Annotated in this window: 14 protein-coding genes and 1 riboswitch; of the genes, 11 read left to right on the forward strand and 3 right to left on the reverse strand. The window is 69.4% G+C overall.

Translation table 11 applies throughout. The features are described from left to right. The first annotated feature begins 176 nt into the window (after positions 1–176). The 10 genes from UCD39_RS02320 (at position 177) to thiC (ending at position 10868) form a co-directional block, all read left to right on the forward strand. On the forward strand, positions 177–893 hold the full coding sequence (locus UCD39_RS02320) for a sigma-70 family RNA polymerase sigma factor (RefSeq protein ID WP_330494521.1): 717 nt from the start codon (positions 177–179) through the stop codon (positions 891–893). Beyond that, positions 883–1185 carry a hypothetical protein gene (locus UCD39_RS02325; protein WP_330494522.1) on the forward strand — a complete coding sequence of 101 codons (303 nt, stop codon included), beginning with the start codon at positions 883–885 and terminating at the stop codon, positions 1183–1185. Before UCD39_RS02320 ends, UCD39_RS02325 begins: the two co-directional genes overlap by 11 nt. A gap of 527 nt (positions 1186–1712) precedes the next feature. Further along, positions 1713–3044 (forward strand): Xaa-Pro dipeptidase, encoded by a 1332-nt coding sequence (locus UCD39_RS02330; protein WP_330494523.1) that lies wholly within the window; start codon positions 1713–1715, stop codon positions 3042–3044. Between the two features lie 171 nt (positions 3045–3215). Continuing rightward, positions 3216–3662: a protein tyrosine phosphatase family protein gene (locus UCD39_RS02335; RefSeq protein ID WP_330494524.1), complete on the forward strand. Its 447-nt coding sequence runs from the start codon at positions 3216–3218 to the stop codon at positions 3660–3662. Between the two features lie 49 nt (positions 3663–3711). After that, positions 3712–4020 carry a hypothetical protein gene (locus UCD39_RS02340; RefSeq protein WP_330494525.1) on the forward strand — a complete coding sequence of 103 codons (309 nt, stop codon included), beginning with the start codon at positions 3712–3714 and terminating at the stop codon, positions 4018–4020. A 161-nt stretch (positions 4021–4181) separates the two neighbouring features. Then, the gene (locus tag UCD39_RS02345; protein ID WP_330494526.1) at positions 4182–5396 is read left to right on the forward strand and encodes a molybdopterin-dependent oxidoreductase; all 1215 of its coding nucleotides are present in this window, start codon (positions 4182–4184) and stop codon (positions 5394–5396) included. Between the two features lie 16 nt (positions 5397–5412). Next, complete coding sequence (locus UCD39_RS02350) at positions 5413–5766, forward strand: hypothetical protein (protein ID WP_330494527.1); 354 nt, start codon at positions 5413–5415, stop codon at positions 5764–5766. 87 nt (positions 5767–5853) lie between these two features. Beyond that, positions 5854–7182 carry a lysozyme inhibitor LprI family protein gene (locus UCD39_RS02355; RefSeq protein ID WP_330494528.1) on the forward strand — a complete coding sequence of 443 codons (1329 nt, stop codon included), beginning with the start codon at positions 5854–5856 and terminating at the stop codon, positions 7180–7182. A gap of 82 nt (positions 7183–7264) precedes the next feature. Beyond that, a complete protein-coding gene (locus UCD39_RS02360; RefSeq protein ID WP_330494529.1) occupies positions 7265–8632 on the forward strand; it encodes a lysozyme inhibitor LprI family protein in 1368 nt (455 codons plus the stop codon). 99 nt (positions 8633–8731) lie between these two features. Further along, positions 8732–8842: riboswitch (TPP riboswitch) on the forward strand. Between the two features lie 172 nt (positions 8843–9014). Beyond that, positions 9015–10868 carry a phosphomethylpyrimidine synthase ThiC gene (thiC, locus tag UCD39_RS02365; protein ID WP_330494530.1) on the forward strand — a complete coding sequence of 618 codons (1854 nt, stop codon included), beginning with the start codon at positions 9015–9017 and terminating at the stop codon, positions 10866–10868. Positions 10869–10909: 41 nt separating this feature from the next. Here the strand turns inward: thiC and UCD39_RS02370 are convergent, their stop codons facing one another. Then, on the reverse strand, positions 10910–11698 hold the full coding sequence (locus tag UCD39_RS02370; RefSeq protein ID WP_330494531.1) for a TetR/AcrR family transcriptional regulator: 789 nt from the start codon (positions 11696–11698) through the stop codon (positions 10910–10912). On the opposite strand from UCD39_RS02370, the gene UCD39_RS02375 reads away from it, so the two are divergent. Continuing rightward, a complete protein-coding gene (locus tag UCD39_RS02375) occupies positions 11689–12837 on the forward strand; it encodes an FAD-dependent oxidoreductase (protein WP_330494532.1) in 1149 nt (382 codons plus the stop codon). The two genes, UCD39_RS02370 and UCD39_RS02375, sit on opposite strands and share 10 nt — an antisense overlap. Here UCD39_RS02375 and UCD39_RS02380 read toward each other — a convergent pair. Then, positions 12823–13971, reverse strand: coding sequence for a glycoside hydrolase family 99-like domain-containing protein (locus UCD39_RS02380; protein ID WP_330494533.1), 1149 nt, complete (start codon positions 13969–13971; stop codon positions 12823–12825). The genes UCD39_RS02375 and UCD39_RS02380 overlap by 15 nt on opposite strands. Then, on the reverse strand, positions 13968–15464 hold the full coding sequence (locus UCD39_RS02385) for a glycosyltransferase family 9 protein (protein WP_330494534.1): 1497 nt from the start codon (positions 15462–15464) through the stop codon (positions 13968–13970). Before UCD39_RS02385 ends, UCD39_RS02380 begins: the two co-directional genes overlap by 4 nt. Positions 15465–15470 lie beyond the last annotated feature (6 nt).

A 15470-nucleotide genomic window follows, 5' to 3' on the forward strand; every position in this document is an offset into this window, starting at 1 on the left:
CAGGTAACGGCTTCTGTACCGTTTAATACACATCGTCCGGGGATCTGCGCGGGGCGGGATCGCGGGACGAGGCCCGGGCGGGGTGGGGACCGTCCTGGGGCCAGCGTGCAAATTCCATGAGAATCCAGGGCGACGGCAGCGCCCTCGGAGGGGCCAAGAAACAGATGGCGGTGATTATGACGAGCTCCCCTTACTCGCACGGCATCCCCGCCGGGGCGACCCTGGACGCCGGGGCACGGGACACTCGCGGCCTGGCCGCCGGGGGTGGAGCCAGCCTTACGGTGCTGGCGCCGGTGTTGACCCCCATCCTGGACGGCGCCGACCTGGCCAACGCCACGGACGAGATGCTGATGGCCCTGCTGAAAACGGGGAACGTCGACGCCTATCGCCTGCTGATCCGCCGCTATTTCCGCCGCCTGTACGCCGTGGCCCGCCGTATCCTGCCCAACGACAGCGACGCGGAAGACGTGGTGCAGGACGCCTTCCTGCAGGTGTGGAACCACCGGGAAACCTGGCAGCCCATCAGCGCCAAGTTCACCACCTGGATCCACCGCATCGTCATCAACCGCTGTATCGACTACCGCCGCCGGCCGGCGGAAAATACATTGGAACTGACCGAAGACATCATGGACGACAGTCAAAGCTTTGACGAAATCGTCCTGGAAAAGGAATTGGCCACAGTTCTGCACACAGCCCGGCAACGACTTCCGGCTAGTCAGCAGGTGGCGCTGGCCCTATATTACGACCAATCGATGTCCGCAGCCGAAGTGGCGGCGGCCATGAACACTACCGTCGTGGCGGCGGAGGCCCTGTTGAAGCGCGCACGCCAGCGCCTTCGCTCCGCTTTCCGCAAGACCGCGATACGGCCGCGGGATGCATTTGATGACGCCTGAGGAACTCGACGACCTGCTGTGCCAGTACGGGGCGCAGTTGCGCGCATGGCCGGTCGAGCAGCAGCGGGCTGTCGTGGCGTTCCTGCTATCTTCCGCCGAGGCGCGGGCCCGTGTGCGCGAGATGCGCCGCCTGGAGCGGCTGGTCGCCCAGGATGGGCCGGAGCTCGAGCCGCCACCCGGCATGATGGAGCGGGTGGAGCGCAGGCTGGTCGCCGCCGCCCTGAAGGATTGGCCCCCCCACCTGACACCGCGCCGGATCGGGTGCCCGCCCGGCCGCCGGTCGTTTTTTTAAGCCGGTTTCGGCACCACCCGCCCAGCCGGCATCGCCCGCCGCCGCCAACAGCGACACGGAGCAGGCCCCGTCCGCCCGAGGGCGGCGGCAGGTCCCCGAACCCCATCGCGACTGACATTCCCGGCGCTTCGGTGGCCCATCCGCCCGGCCCTCTCGCCACTGGCCGGTCGGTGGATGCCTCCGTCGCGCCCGGGGATCGCCTGGATGGCACCCGGACGGATATGGAACCCCAATTTGGGAGAAGGAGAGGAAGCCCGCGCCTTTGCGCTGGGCTTTGAGAGGGGCGGCCGTTTTTCGGTCGCCACACCCCTTTCACGCGCGGACGGCGCCAACCTGTCGCCGCTTCCTGACATTTTTTTAATGTCATGACAGAATTTTAATCTTGGGCCGGACGGAAGGCGCGGACGGCCCGATGGTCACCCCACCCGATTGTCACCCCAATTGTCACGTTGACGGCCCGGGAACGGAACGGCACCTTTCGCCGCAACGAATATCCAAAATCCAAATCGACAGGGGTTCTCCGCATCATGTCCAATCGCACGACCGTTCCGAAGTCCGCCTGGCCGAAGCCCGCCCGGCGCCTGATGGCCGGCCTGGGCGCCTTGGCCCTGGGCCTGCTGGCCACCGCCGGCGCCGCCCAGGCGGAGGCGGTGCTGGTGACGGCGGATCACATGGTGGACGTGCTGTCGGGCAAGGTGGTGGACCGGCCGGCCGTGCTGATCGTCGATGGCCGTATCGCGGCGGTGGGCATTCAGGGCGCGGTGACGGCCCCGGCCGACGCGCGCACGGTGGCGCTGCCCGGCCTGACCCTGCTGCCGGGCCTGATCGACATGCACACCCACCTGACCATCCAGCCCACCTGGAACGGGTATGAATCGCTGGGCGTGAGCACGGCCGACAAGGCCATCGCCGGCGTGGCCAACGCCAGGCTGACACTGATGGCCGGCTTCACCGCCGTGCGCAACGTGGGCGCCGACGGCTTCACCGACGTGGCCCTGCGCAACGCCATCGACAGCGGCCTGGTCCCCGGCCCGCGCATGAAGGTGTCCGGCCCCCTGCTGGGCGCCACCGGCGGCCATTGCGATGAGAACCTGCTGCCCGCCGATTATGGCCGCGTGGGCGAGGGGGTGGCCGACGGCCCCTGGGCCATGGTGCAGAAGGTGCGCTGGGTCAAGAAGTTCGGCGCCGACCTGGTGAAGGTCTGCGCCACCGGCGGCGTGCTGTCCAAGGGCGACAGCCCCGGCGCCCAGCAACTGACGCAGGAGGAGCTGGACGCCATCGCCAAGGAGGCCCACGCCCTGGGCATGAGGGTGGCCGCCCACGCCCACGGGACCGACGGCATCAAGGCCTCCATCCGCGCCGGCATCGACACCATCGAGCACGCCAGCCTGATCGACGACGAGGGCATCGAGATGGCCAAGAAGCGCGGCACCTGGCTGGGCATGGACATCTACGATGACGACTACATCCTGGCGGAGGGCGCGAAGGCCGGCATGCTGCCCGAAAGCCTGGAGAAGGAGCGCAAGATCGGCCGCGTGCAGCGCGAGAACTTCGCCAAGGCGGTCAAGGCCGGCGTCAAGATGATCTTCAGCACCGATGCCGGCGTCTATCCCCATGGCGACAACGGCAAGCAGTTCGCCAAGATGGTGCAGTGGGGCATGACGCCGCTGGAGGCCATCCGCACCGCCACCCGGAACGCGGCGGAGGCCATGGGCACCACCCAGGACATCGGCGCCGTGGCCGTGGGCCGCTATGGCGATCTGGTGGCGGTGAAGGGTGACCCGCTGGCCGACGTGACCCTGCTGGAACACATCCCCGTCGTCATCAAGGGCGGCGAGGTGGTGAAGGACCAGCGCTGAGGGCCTGTCAGTTCCCTCAGGCGGCCGGCGCCAGCTTGTGAACCCCGGGCCGGCGGTCGCCGGCCTTGTCGCTCGAGAATCCATTGACGTAAGCAGATACTGGAACCGGACGGGGGAATGGGGGTAGCTTCACCCCGACCTTTCCGCCCGTTCCCATGACCGGAGCCCCCCATGCTGACCCCCCGCCCCCTGACCGACAGCCTCAGCGTCGCACCGCAAATCGAAGAGGCGGATATCGCCCAGGCCAAGGCGTTGGGCTTCCGCACCATCATCAACAACCGCCCCGACGGCGAAGAACCGGGCCAGCTGACCTCCACCCGTGCCGCCGAGTTGGCCAAAGAGGCCGGCCTGGACTACGTCTACCTGCCGGTCAACAACATGAACCTGGGCCCGCAGACGGCCGCCGCCTTCGCCGAGGCCCTGGCCAAGCTGCCGGGCCCCGTGCTGGCCCACTGCCGGTCCGGCACGCGCAGCACCATCCTGTGGTCGCTGGGCGCCGCCGCCAGCGGCACCCCGGTGAACGACATCATCACGGCCGCCGGCCGCCAGGGCTATGACCTGAGCCCCTATGCCCACGCCCTGGAGAACCTGGCACGGGAAAACCTGGCGCGCGGCTGAGCGTGATTCCATCCGCCGACTCATCGTCAACATTGATCAATCTATCGACATGACCCGCCGCATCACCCTGGCCCTGGCCGCCCTGCTGGCCGCCACCCCCGTCATCGCCACCGCCCTGCCGGCGGCGGCGCAAGGCCCCGCCTGTACCCGCCCCGACCGCCCCAAGCTGCCCCCCGGCAAGAAGACCAAGGGGCCGGAAATGGAGGCGGCGGAAAAGAAGGTGACCGACTACACCACCAAGATGACCGCCTACCTGAAGTGCCTGGACAAGGCCAAGACCGACGCCATGACCGAGCACAAGGGCGTGATCGAGGAATGGAACGGCGTCATCGACGCCTACAAGAAGAACCCGGGCTGACGAACCGCCTCGGTCCACAGTAGATTGTTCTGTTTAACCGAACGGTACAACGCAAATTGAGCGTTGGATAGATCGGTTGTTCTCCGTCTCAATGGGGGCAGCATCCAGGCCGGGACCGATGGTTCCGGCCATGGCGCCACCCAATTGAGGAGGTCGGGACCATGGGCCACGGCTATCGGTTCCCCATGATCGGCAGACGGGGATTCATCGCGGGCGCGGCGGCCCTTGGGGCGCTGCCGGCCTCCGGGGGTGCGCTGGGCGCCCTAGCCCGTGAGACGGATGACACCGTCTTCACCTCCGCCTTCCCGCAAAAGGGGCGGATGATCCTGCAGCGGACCCGCCCACCCCTGCTGGAGACGCCGTTCGAGGTGTTCGACCAGGGTGTCTTCACCCCCAACGACCGCTTCTTCGTCCGCTGGCACTGGGCAGGCATTCCCGAGCAGGTGGATGTGGCCACCTTCACGCTGACGGTGCACGGCCATGTGGACCGCCCCCTGACCCCAAGCCTGCGGGACCTGCTGGCCATGCCGCGCATCGAATACGCGGCGGTCAACCAATGCTCCGGCAATTCGCGCAGCCTGTTCACCCCCCGCGTCGCCGGGGCGCAATGGCGACATGGGGCCATGGGCAACGCCCGCTGGGTGGGCGTGCCGCTGAAGGCCGTGCTGGACCGGGCCGGCGTCAAGGCCGGCGCCGTGGCCATCCGCGCCCGGGGGTTGGATGAGCCGGTGGTGCCCGACGCCCCCGCCTTCGGCAAATCCCTGGCCATCGACCACGCCCGGGATGGCGAGGTCATGATCGCCTTCCAGATGAACGGCGAGCAATTGCCCCTGCTGAACGGCTTCCCCCTGCGGCTGGTGGTGCCGGGCTGGTATTCCACCTACTGGGTCAAGATGCTGTGCGATATCGAGGTGCTGGCCAGCGCCGACGACCAGTACTGGACCAAGGTCGCCTACCGCATCCCGGACACGCCGCACGCGTCGGTGACGCCGGGGGAAACGGGCTACGCCCAGGTTCCCATCAACCGCATGGTGCCGCGTTCCTTCATCACCAACCTGATGGACGGCGCACGGGTGACCGCGGGCAAGCCCCTGGCCCTGCGCGGCCTGGCCTTCGGCGGTGACCAGGGGGTGGCGGCGGTGGCGGTGTCGGCCGACGGCGGGGCCACCTGGCGCCGGGCGCACCTGGACCGGGACGAGGGGCGCTACAGCTTCCGCCAATGGCACCTCACCGCCCCCGGCCCGGCCGCTGGCCCGGTGCGGCTGATGGTCCGCTGCACCAACACCGCCGGGGAGGCCCAACCCCTGGAGGCCAACTGGAACCCCAACGGCTTCATGCGCAACGTGGTCGAGACGACCACGTTGACGGCCGCCTGACGGAGAAGGTCGCACCATGACCCGCGCCTGGATTCTTCTGGCCATCGCCACCGCCGGCCTCGCCACCGCCAGTATCGCCACGCCGGCCCTCGCCGCCCCGAAGACCAGCACGGTGACCGGGCCCGGGGGTGTCACCCTGCGGTCCGTGACCGTGGACCTGCCGGAATCAGACCGGGAGTTTCCCGGCGCCAACGCGGCGGCCATCAACAACAACTGCCTGACCTGCCATTCGGCCGGGATGGTGTTGAGGCAGCCCCCCTTCCCGCGGGCGAAATGGGCGGAAATCGTCAACAAGATGATCCAGACCTACAAGGCGCCCATCGACGCCGGCGACGTTCCGGCCATCGTCGACTATCTGGCCAAGCGATAGGGGCCCAGGCCCAACGATCCTGTGGCAATCGCGGCCGTTATGCCTGATCTTGTCGGCCCCGCCGACGACGCAGGTTAACCCCGTCCCGTGATCCGACACCGTGTTCTGCCCGCCATCGCCGCCGCCCTCCTGCTGGCGCCATCAGCCTTGTCGGCTACCCCCTGCGTCACGGCGGTCAAGCCCACGGACCGCATGATCTGCGCCAGCCCGGCGCTGCGGGCCGAGGATGCGGAGATCATGCGGTTGTACAGGCTGGCCGTGGCCAAGGCGGGCGCCCACGCGGCGGCCGTGATCGCCGAGCAGGCACGCTGGCTGGCGACACGCGACCGGCTGTGCGGTGACCTGACCCCGGCGGATGACGAACGGGCGCGCACCTGCCTGGCCCGCGCCCTGCCCTTGCGCCGCGCGGCCCTGGCCGTCCAGGCGGCCAAACCGGACCAGCCCTTCTGCGAGCGCGCCGCCGCCACCCTGGCCGACGCGCGCAGCCTGGACGGCGGCCCGCCCGTGGGCGATCTGGATGAGCAGCTCATCGGCGCGGGCCTGCTGACCCCGGCTCCGGAGCAGGAACTGACCCAGGCGTGGCGCGACCGGCTGCCGCCCGAGGCGACCCAGGACGCCGGCGACCAGATGGCCGTGGTGCCCTTCGGCCGTGCCCATGTGGCGGTGACGGCGCTGGACGATGCCGCCTCCTGCACCAGCTTCAGCGTCCATTGGCTGGACACGGCCGGCAATGGCGGCCCCGCCCTGCCGCCGCCCGAGCCGCACCCGGCGGACAAGCCGGCCTATTGCTGGTCGGAAAGCGCCGGCTTCGGCCTGGACGCCACCGGCATCCCGGTTTTCTTCGCCCAGGATTCCGGTCCCAGCCGCCCCATGGCCCGCCCCATCCGCGCCGAGATCCGCATCCACCAAGTGCACCGCGACCGCTGGGGCGCGGCCTGCCGCATCGAGGCGACCTACCAGACCGAGTTCCGCCTGGGCGACGGCCGTTGCGCCGCCGACGCCGCCACCTGCAAGGCGCTGACCGAGGCGGCGCCGCGCTGGGCCACCGCCCTGGCCACCAGCCCCTGGTCCATCGGCGCCGACCATCCGCCGGGCCGCCCCGACTATCCCGCCCTGGACGGCCTGGCCCCCTACACCGGCCCCTTCGTCCCCGCCTTCCTGACCATTCCGCGCGTGAAGGGCTGGACCTACACCGGCCTGCCCAATTTCGAGGAGGAGGCGCCGCCGCTGGTGTGGCACAGCCCCGGCGGCCCCCTGATCCTGCGCCTGTCGCCCGGCATGCTGAACTGGCGCCCCGGCCCCATGATCCTGGGCGCTTGGCGGCGGGAGGGTGGGACACTGGTTCCGGTGGCCGCCTACACCATCAACCAGGTGCGGGTGGGGGTGCCGGCGGTGACGGTGGCGGCGGGGCCCTGACATCCGCCGCCAACATCCTATGGCGTTCCTGGCGGGGATGCTTAATTCTGGCGACACCCTCCACCGCCGGTTGCCTGCCACCATGACCCGCCTGCCGATTTTGAGCGCCGCCGCCCTGTTCCTCTCCGGCATTGCCCAAGCGGCCACCAGCGGCCCCAGCTTTGACTGCGCCGCCGCCAAGACGTCAACCGAACGGGCGATTTGCGCTGATCCGAAGTTGGCGGCCCAGGACAGGGAGGTCGCGCGGCTTTACAGGCAGGTGTTGACCCAGGCCGGCCCGGACGTGGCGGCACTGGCCGGCGAACAGCGCCGCTGGCTGGCCACACGGGACCATCTGTGCCAAGGACCCGCCAAGCCGACATCGCCCCTGACGGTGGGATGGTCGACCGAGGCGGAGTGCCTGTCCCAGACCATGATCCTGCGCCAGGCGGCGCTGACAGCCCTGAGCGAAGGGGAAGACAACCCGTCGCTTTGCCATCGCGCATCGACGACGCTGACCCTGGCCCGCACCGCTGACGACGCCCCCCTGCAAATTCCCCTGGATCGACAGATGATCGCGGCCGGGCTTGTGTTTCCGGCGCCGGAGGAAAAGCTCAGCCCCGCTTGGCGCCATCGGCTGCCGGCAACGGCGGTCCAGCGCCGGGGCGACGCCATAGCCATCATTCCCTTCGGCGCGTCGCATGTGGCGGTGACGGCAACGGGGGGCACGGCCAATTGTGTCAGCGTCACCGCCTTTCCCTTGGACGCCAACGGGAAAGCCGGTCCCGCCCTGCCGCGGCCGGAAAACCGCCCCCAGCCGTACTGCTGGACGGAAACCGTCGGCTTCGGCACGGACGGCAGCGGACGGCCCCTGTTCTTCACCCAAAACGCGGACAGCGTCCGGTCAGAGGCCGGCCCTGAACGCTCAACCCTGTTCATCCGACTGGCCGGAAAAAGTCGCTGGGGCGATTCCTGCAACATCGAGGTGACCTATCAAGCCGCCTTCCGCCTGGGCGAGGGCTCCTGCACTGCCAGCGCGCCCGTCTGCCAAGCCCTGCGGGAAGCGGCGCCCGGTTGGGCGGCCACGGTGGGCGCCAGCCCGTGGGCGAAGGCCGGCCCCTTTCATCCGGCTGGCGGGCCCGCTTACCCCGCCCTGTCCAATCTGACACCCCAGGAGATGGACGGCGCGGGGCCGGAAGGGACCTATGATGTGCCAGACTTTCCCGGCTGGCATTATCGTGGTTTCTTGGCGTTCGAGATGTCGTCGCCATTGATGACCTGGCAAAGTCAGGACGGGCCGCTGACCGTGCGCGTCGCGCCGGGCACATTGGGCTGGCGGGTAGGTGCCATGATCTTGGGCGTCTGGCGGCAGCAAGGCGACTCACTGATACCCGTGGCCGGCTACGTCATCGACCGGGTGCGCATCGGCCACCCCAGCATCAAGACCGTCTCCGCCGTCCAAGCCGACTGATGCGAACCGGCCAGCGGAACTGAACGCCCCCCAACCATTCCCCCACCGCCCCATTTTCCCACCCATTGACACCCGCGCCCCAGGGCGCGCACAGTGCGGCCTTCGTTCCAGGGGTGCGCCGGAGGGCGCTGAGATCCGCGGAGAGACGCGGGGACCCTTTGAACCTGATCCGGATCGTACCGGCGTAGGGATGGGAACAGGGGCCTTCGCGTATCTGCCCGGCACCGGGATCACACGCGCATCCGCCCTGTAGGCCGCGAACCGCAAGCGGCCGTCTTCCTTCCTCCCCATCGTCGTTGCCCCGGGTTGGCGACATGTGACGTGCCGGACGCATCATTGGCCAGAGAGCCAAGGGCGCCGGACTACGGAGGAGCACGACCCTATGCCCGACACCCTGACCCCGGCCGCGATTCCGGGAAGCGACGGCTTCGCCGTCACCACCGGGCCCCTGCCCGCCTCCCGCAAGGTCCATATCCCGGGCACCCTGCACCCCGACCTGCGCGTGGCCATGCGCGAGATCGACCTGAGCCCCAGCGCCAATGAGCCGCCGGTGCGCGTCTATGACCCGTCCGGCCCCTACACCGACCCGGCCGTGACCACCGACATCCGCCAGGGCCTGGCCGAGCTGCGCCGCCCCTGGGTCGAGGCCCGGGGCGATGTGGAGCGCTATGACGGCCGCGCCATCAAGGCGGTGGACAACGGCCTGAAGGAAGGCGAGAGCAGCCCCGTGCCGGTGTTCGACCGCGCCGGCCGCCTGCCCCTGCGCGCCAAAGGTGGGAAGGCCGTCACCCAGTTGGCCTACGCCCGCGCTGGCATCGTGACGCCGGAGATGGAATACGTCGCCATCCGCGAAAACCTTGGCCGCCAGGCGCTGAAGGAACAGCTGGAGCGTGATGGCGAGAGCTTTGGGGCATCCATCCCGGACTTCGTGACCCCTGAGTTCGTGCGGGATGAGATCGCGCGCGGCCGCGCCATCATCCCCAACAACATCAACCACCCGGAATCGGAGCCGATGGCCATCGGCCGCAACTTCCTGGTCAAGATCAACGCCAACATCGGCAATTCCGCCGTCACCTCATCGGTGGCGGAAGAGGTGGACAAGCTGGTGTGGTCCATCCGCTGGGGGGCGGACACGGTCATGGACCTGTCCACCGGCCGCAACATCCACACCATCCGCGAATGGATCATCCGCAACAGTCCCGTGCCCATCGGCACCGTGCCCATCTACCAGGCGCTGGAGAAGGTGAACGGCAAGGCCGAGGACCTGACGTGGGAGGTGTTCCGCGACACCCTGATCGAACAGTGCGAACAGGGCGTGGACTATTTCACCATCCATGCCGGCGTGCGCCTGGCCCACATTCCCCTGACCGCCAAGCGCGTCACCGGCATCGTCTCGCGCGGCGGGTCCATCATGGCCAAGTGGTGCCTGGCGCACCACAAGGAGAATTTCCTCTACACCCGCTTTGAGGAAATCTGCGAGATCATGAAGGCCTATGACGTGGCCTTCTCCTTAGGCGACGGCCTGCGGCCCGGCAGCATCGCCGACGCCAACGACGCCGCCCAGTTCGCCGAGCTGAAGACCCTGGGCGAGCTGACGCAGATCGCCTGGAAGCACGACGTGCAGGTGATGATCGAGGGCCCGGGCCACGTGCCCATGCACAAGATCAAGGAGAACATGGACCTGCAGCTGAAGTGGTGCGGCGAGGCGCCGTTCTACACGCTGGGGCCGCTCACCACCGACATTGCGCCCGGCTATGACCACATCACCAGCGCCATCGGCGCCGCCCAGATCGGCTGGTTCGGCACCGCCATGCTCTGCTACGTCACGCCCAAGGAGCATCTGGGCCTGCCCGACCGTGACGACGTGAAGGTGGGTGTCGTCACCTATAAGATCGCGGCGCACGCGGCGGATCTCGCCAAGGGCCATCCCGCCGCCCGCCTGCGCGACGACGCGCTGAGCCGCGCCCGGTTCGAGTTCCGCTGGCGCGACCAGTTCAACCTGTCGCTGGACCCGGAAACGGCGGAGAAGTTCCACGACCAGACCCTGCCCGCCGACGGCGCCAAACTGGCGCACTTCTGCAGCATGTGCGGGCCGAAGTTCTGCTCCATGAAGATCAGCCAGGAGGTGCGCGACCTGGCCGGCGTGGAGGGAAGCTTCGTGGAAGCCGAGAAGGGCATGGCCGAGATGTCGGAGGCCTTCCTGGCCCAGGGTGCGGAAATTTATCACACGCCCTGAGTTCCTTCGGTCCCCGCCGGTCCCAAGCCGGCGGGGACTCCTTATCGCACCGTCCCGATCCCCGCCAGGATGAGGTCGACGCCGGCCAGGAATTGGTCACGGTCGTCGTGCGCGCCCAGTTGCGGCGCCACCTGACGCAGGAAGGGGTATTCGGCCGCATCCAGCCGCGACCACCCCCCGGCGATGTCGGCCAGCGCCGCCGATCGATCCGTCCCCGGCGCCTGCATGCGCGCGTTCGCCGCGTTCTGCCCGGCGGCGCCGAAGATAAAGGTCACCAGCGCCGACCAGGCGTTGAACCAGGCCCTTTCCGGCACGCCGAGCTGCCCCAGCCGCGCGCCGATGGCCTCAAAAACCCGCAGCATCGCCGGCTGCCACGGCGCACGGGAAAACTGGGCGCCCACCCAAGGGTGCGCGTCGATGGCATCGAACATCCCCAGCGCGATGGTTCGGATCGCCGCACGCGGTTCCGCCCCGCCGGCCTCAATCGCGGACATGGCCCCAGATACGGCCCCCGCCATGGCCCGCGTGACGACATGGTCGGTCGCCGCCGCCAGCAATTCCCCCTTGTCGGCGATGTGCCAGTAAATCGCCCCGCTGCCCGTCGCCAGGCGGCTGGCCAGGGCGCGGAAGGTGAGCCCCCCTTCCCCCTCCGTATCGAGAAGGAGGATAGCCGCCGCCACGATCTTTTCCTTGGAAAGCGCGTCCGCGCGCCGCTCGGTCCGTTTTGTCATGGGCGCCATCTTGACATTCATGGAACATCGTTCCAATTGATATCTGTGGAACGCCGTTCCATTAACTTGTTCTCCCTGAAGGAAGCACGATGACGCCATCCGTCACCATCGTCGGCGCTGGCCTGGGCGGCCTGGTCCTCGCCCGCGTCCTGCACCTCAACGGCATCCCCGCGACCGTCTATGAGGCGGAGGCGTCGGCCGGCGCCCGCACCCAGGGGGGCATGCTGGATATCCATGAACGGGATGGGCAGATGGCGCTGAAGGCCGCCGGCCTGTTCGACCAGTTCCGCGCCCTGATCCACCCGGGCGGGGAAGCGTCGCGGGTGTTGGACCCGCAGGGGCGGCTGCTGTTGGACCAGCCGGACGACGGCACCGGCGGCCGGCCCGAGGTGCTGCGAGGGGAACTGCGGCGCATCCTGCTAGACAGCCTGCCGGCAGGAGCCATCCAGTGGGGCCGGAAGCTGGCGAACGCCAAGGGCCTAGGCGACGGCCGGCACACGCTGACCTTCACGGACGGGTCGACCGTCACCACCAATGTGCTGGTCGGGGCCGACGGTGCTTGGTCCAAGGTCCGGCCGCTGCTATCAGACGCCGCGCCCGTGTATGTCGGCGCCACCTTCATCGACACCTATCTGTTCGACGCCGACACGCGGTATCCGGCGACGGCTGAGGCGGTGGGCGGCGGAGGGATGTTCGCCCTGATGCCCGGCCAGGGCATCTTCGCCCACCGCGAACCAGGCGGCACCCTGCACGCCTACATCGCCCTGAAGCGCCCGGCCGAGTGGATCACCGCCATCGACTTCGGCGGCGACGACGCCAAGGCCCGCATCGCGGCCGAGTTCGGGGGCTGGGCCCCGGCCCTGACCACGCTGATCACCCACAGCGACACCCCACCTGTTCCGCGCCTGCTCCATACTTCGCCCAGCGATCACCGTTGGCCTCGCGTGCCGGGCGTTACGCTGTTGGGGGACGCCGCCCACCTGGCCCCGCCCGCCGGCGACGGCGCGAACCTGGCCATGCTGGACGGCGCCGAACTGGCGCAGGCCATCGTGGCGCATCCCGATGACACTGAGGCGGCGCTGGCCGCCTATGAATCCCTGATGTTCCCGCGCAGTGCGGCGGCGGCCGAGGGTGCGCACCACATCCTGGATCTCTGCCTGGGCGACAGCGCCCCCTTCGGCCTGCTCGACTTCTTCACCAGCGCCTTTTCACAGGGCGAACCATCAGGCGGGGACTGATAGTTCCTCCTCGATCCGGCGGCAGAGCGCGGCGATGGCGTCGTAATCCACCCCGGGCGTGCGGCCGGGGGTGGGCTCGCCCACGCGGGTCAGGGCGACATAGCCGCCCTGGCGGATGCCGTTGGCGGTTTCATCCAGCACGGTGCTGCCGAACTGGGTGGTGGGTTCGATCTGGCTGCGCTGGCGCCAATGGTTCCAGCTGTCGATGAAGACCAGCCGCTCGTCCTCCGGGAAATGCTGGGCCACATAGGTCAGGGCCCCGGCCAGGAAGCGGCGGTACAGGGTGGGGGACGTGCTGGCCAGCAGGGTGGCGCCCCCCTGGGGATGGTCGGGCCAGTCGGCATAGTCCAGCACCACGCGGGGCAGGACCTTGCCGCGGGAGGGCCGGTCCACCATGCGGCTGTTCACGAAATGGGCATAGGTCATGATGGTGTCGTCGAACATGCCGCCATCGGCCTGCCCGGCCTCCGCCTGCAAGAACGTGTAGCCGTTCAGCAGATCCGCCGGCTTGCAGGAGCGCCACTGCGCCGGCCCGGGGTCCAGTAAGGCGTCAAAGCCGGCATCCAGCAGCCCGCCGCGCGCCTCCGCCGCCGTGGCGACGAGGTAAAGGCCGCCCAGTCCGGCGACGCTGGCCACCTGGCGCAGCAGGGCCACCGCGCCCGCCGGATCGGGCAGGCGGTAGGGCTCATTCACCACCAACACCTGGCGCCCATCGGCCAACAGCGGGCTGAACCCCGTGATGGCCGCCATGAGGGCGGCGGCGTCCGCCGCCGTCACCGGCCCCGCCGGCGGGGTCCAGCGGAAGGCCAGGCCGAAATTGTCATCGCACCAGGCGTCCAGGCACTCCGCGCCGGTCAGGTACTGGTCGCCGACACGGTGGCAGTCCAGGACGAAGCCGCCGATGCCCGTGGCCCGCGCCACCGCCACCACCCGGCCGGCGCTGGCGGCATCGGCCAGGTCATAGCGGCCCAGCGCCTTGCCCGGCTGCAACAGGGGGCTGTGATGGCGGCGGGCGGGATAGGCATCCAGGGCCCGCGCCCAGGGGTCGCCGCCGCCGCAGGCCTGACCCAAGGGACCGGACTGGAAACGGGCGTCGAAGAAGGCCAGGACGCGCAAGCTCAGGGGCGGGATCATGCCGCGTCTCCTCTTTGCAGGACGGCGCCGCCGTACGCCTCCGCCGCCACCTCCAGGATGGCCGCGACCAGGTCGGCGGGTGGGGGATGGTTGTGGCACTCCGGCCCCTCATCCAGCGGGCAGGCCTTGTAGCCGCCGCAGGGGGCGCAGGGCAGCGCCGGCGATGGAACGCGATAGCCCAGGCGGCGGGGCGCATCGGAATTGCCGGGAAAGGTGGGACCGAACACCGCCACCGTGGGATGACCCAGCACCTGGCTGGCGAAATGCAGGGGGAAGCTGTCGACGCTGAGGACGACGTGATGGTCGCGGATCAGGGCGGCCAGCCGGTCGGTGCTGCCCGCCGTGGCCGGGGTGGCGCCCGCCGCCACCAGATCCGCCGGCGCGTCCAGCACGGTGACGGCGCAACCCAGCCGCGCCAGCGCCTGGATCAGCACCCGGGCGGGACGCGCCGGATAGGCCTTCAACGGCCAGCCGCCCGACAGCTGCATCAGTACGCGCAAGGGGGCCGGGGGCCGGGCGCAGCGGCTGTGCCCCAGGGGAAGCCGAGCCGCGGCCCGGCCATACAGCGTGTCATCCAGGGTCGCCACTGGGTCGCCCAGGGCGAAGCGCGCCTGGTCCAGCAGGTTGAACGGCGTCCGGGAATAGGATTTGGAAAAGCGGCAATAAACCATGAAGGTGCCGGCCCGCACCTGGGGATCGATATGCGCCAGGCTGTCCAGGTAATAGCGCCCATCCGAGACGTCGCCGGTGCGGCTGACGGGCGGGATGTCCAGCACGATGGGGTCCAGCCGGTTGCCGCAGTCCCGGAAGATGTCCAGGTAGGTGCGGCATACCACCTGGGCGCGGAAGGCCAGGCGCTCCGGCGGCACCAGGCGCGACGCCAGGCTGAAGAACAGCACATCGCCGGCATGGCCCGGATGATGGGCCGCAAAGGGCAGGTCGCGCCAATCCGCCCGCGACCGGATCAGCCGTACGGCGTCGGCGCACTGCGTCTGCCAGGCTGCCAGATTGTCGCCCAGGATATAGCCCTGCGCGGTGATCTTCGGCAGGGGCGCCAGGGGCTTCAGCGGCGTCTGGCGCCGGGGGACGATCTGCCCCGTCAGCTGCGACAGCAGTTGCGCGTCCGTCGCCGCGCGGTTGGCGGAAAGCAGGCAGAGGAAGCGGCCCAGCCCCTGGTCGAACAGGGTGCGCGGCAGGACGTAGGCGACGGGGAAGGTTTCGGCATCGGTCAGCACCGCCGGGCAGCGCAGCGTGTCGCCACCGCGCAGCAGGTCGGCCAGCCGGGCCCCGCGCGAGGCCAGCAGGGGGTTGCTGACCACCACCGCGTCGGCCTGGGGCACGCGCGCCAGGGTACGGCGCGCCACCTCCCACACATAACGGCCAGGGGGCGAAGTGGCGCTGTCCAGTAATTCCCCCGGGGACAGCGGGCCCATGGAAAAACGGAAGTCGAACGCTTCCAGTCGTCCACCGGTGATCGCGATACCGCCCAGCATCGGTCC

It is taken from the genome of Nitrospirillum karajorum, from assembly GCF_036348415.1.
Lineage (GTDB): Bacteria > Pseudomonadota > Alphaproteobacteria > Azospirillales > Azospirillaceae > Nitrospirillum > Nitrospirillum amazonense_B.

Bases quoted from the DNA above. Each gene is read 5' to 3' on its own strand.
- thiC (WP_330494530.1), top strand. From the start codon at position 9,015: ATGCCCGACACCCTGACCCCGGCCGCGATTCCGGGAAGCGACGGCTTC.
- UCD39_RS02345 (WP_330494526.1), top strand. From the start codon at position 4,182: ATGGGCCACGGCTATCGGTTCCCCATGATCGGCAGACGGGGATTCATC.
- UCD39_RS02370 (WP_330494531.1), bottom strand. From the start codon at position 11,698: ATGGCGTCATCGTGCTTCCTTCAGGGAGAACAAGTTAATGGAACGGCG.
- UCD39_RS02350 (WP_330494527.1), top strand. From the start codon at position 5,413: ATGACCCGCGCCTGGATTCTTCTGGCCATCGCCACCGCCGGCCTCGCC.
- UCD39_RS02335 (WP_330494524.1), top strand. From the start codon at position 3,216: ATGCTGACCCCCCGCCCCCTGACCGACAGCCTCAGCGTCGCACCGCAA.
- UCD39_RS02380 (WP_330494533.1), bottom strand. From the start codon at position 13,971: ATGATCCCGCCCCTGAGCTTGCGCGTCCTGGCCTTCTTCGACGCCCGT.
- UCD39_RS02340 (WP_330494525.1), top strand. From the start codon at position 3,712: ATGACCCGCCGCATCACCCTGGCCCTGGCCGCCCTGCTGGCCGCCACC.
- UCD39_RS02330 (WP_330494523.1), top strand. From the start codon at position 1,713: ATGTCCAATCGCACGACCGTTCCGAAGTCCGCCTGGCCGAAGCCCGCC.
- UCD39_RS02385 (WP_330494534.1), bottom strand. From the start codon at position 15,464: ATGCTGGGCGGTATCGCGATCACCGGTGGACGACTGGAAGCGTTCGAC.
- UCD39_RS02375 (WP_330494532.1), top strand. From the start codon at position 11,689: ATGACGCCATCCGTCACCATCGTCGGCGCTGGCCTGGGCGGCCTGGTC.
- UCD39_RS02325 (WP_330494522.1), top strand. From the start codon at position 883: ATGACGCCTGAGGAACTCGACGACCTGCTGTGCCAGTACGGGGCGCAG.
- UCD39_RS02360 (WP_330494529.1), top strand. From the start codon at position 7,265: ATGACCCGCCTGCCGATTTTGAGCGCCGCCGCCCTGTTCCTCTCCGGC.
- UCD39_RS02320 (WP_330494521.1), top strand. From the start codon at position 177: ATGACGAGCTCCCCTTACTCGCACGGCATCCCCGCCGGGGCGACCCTG.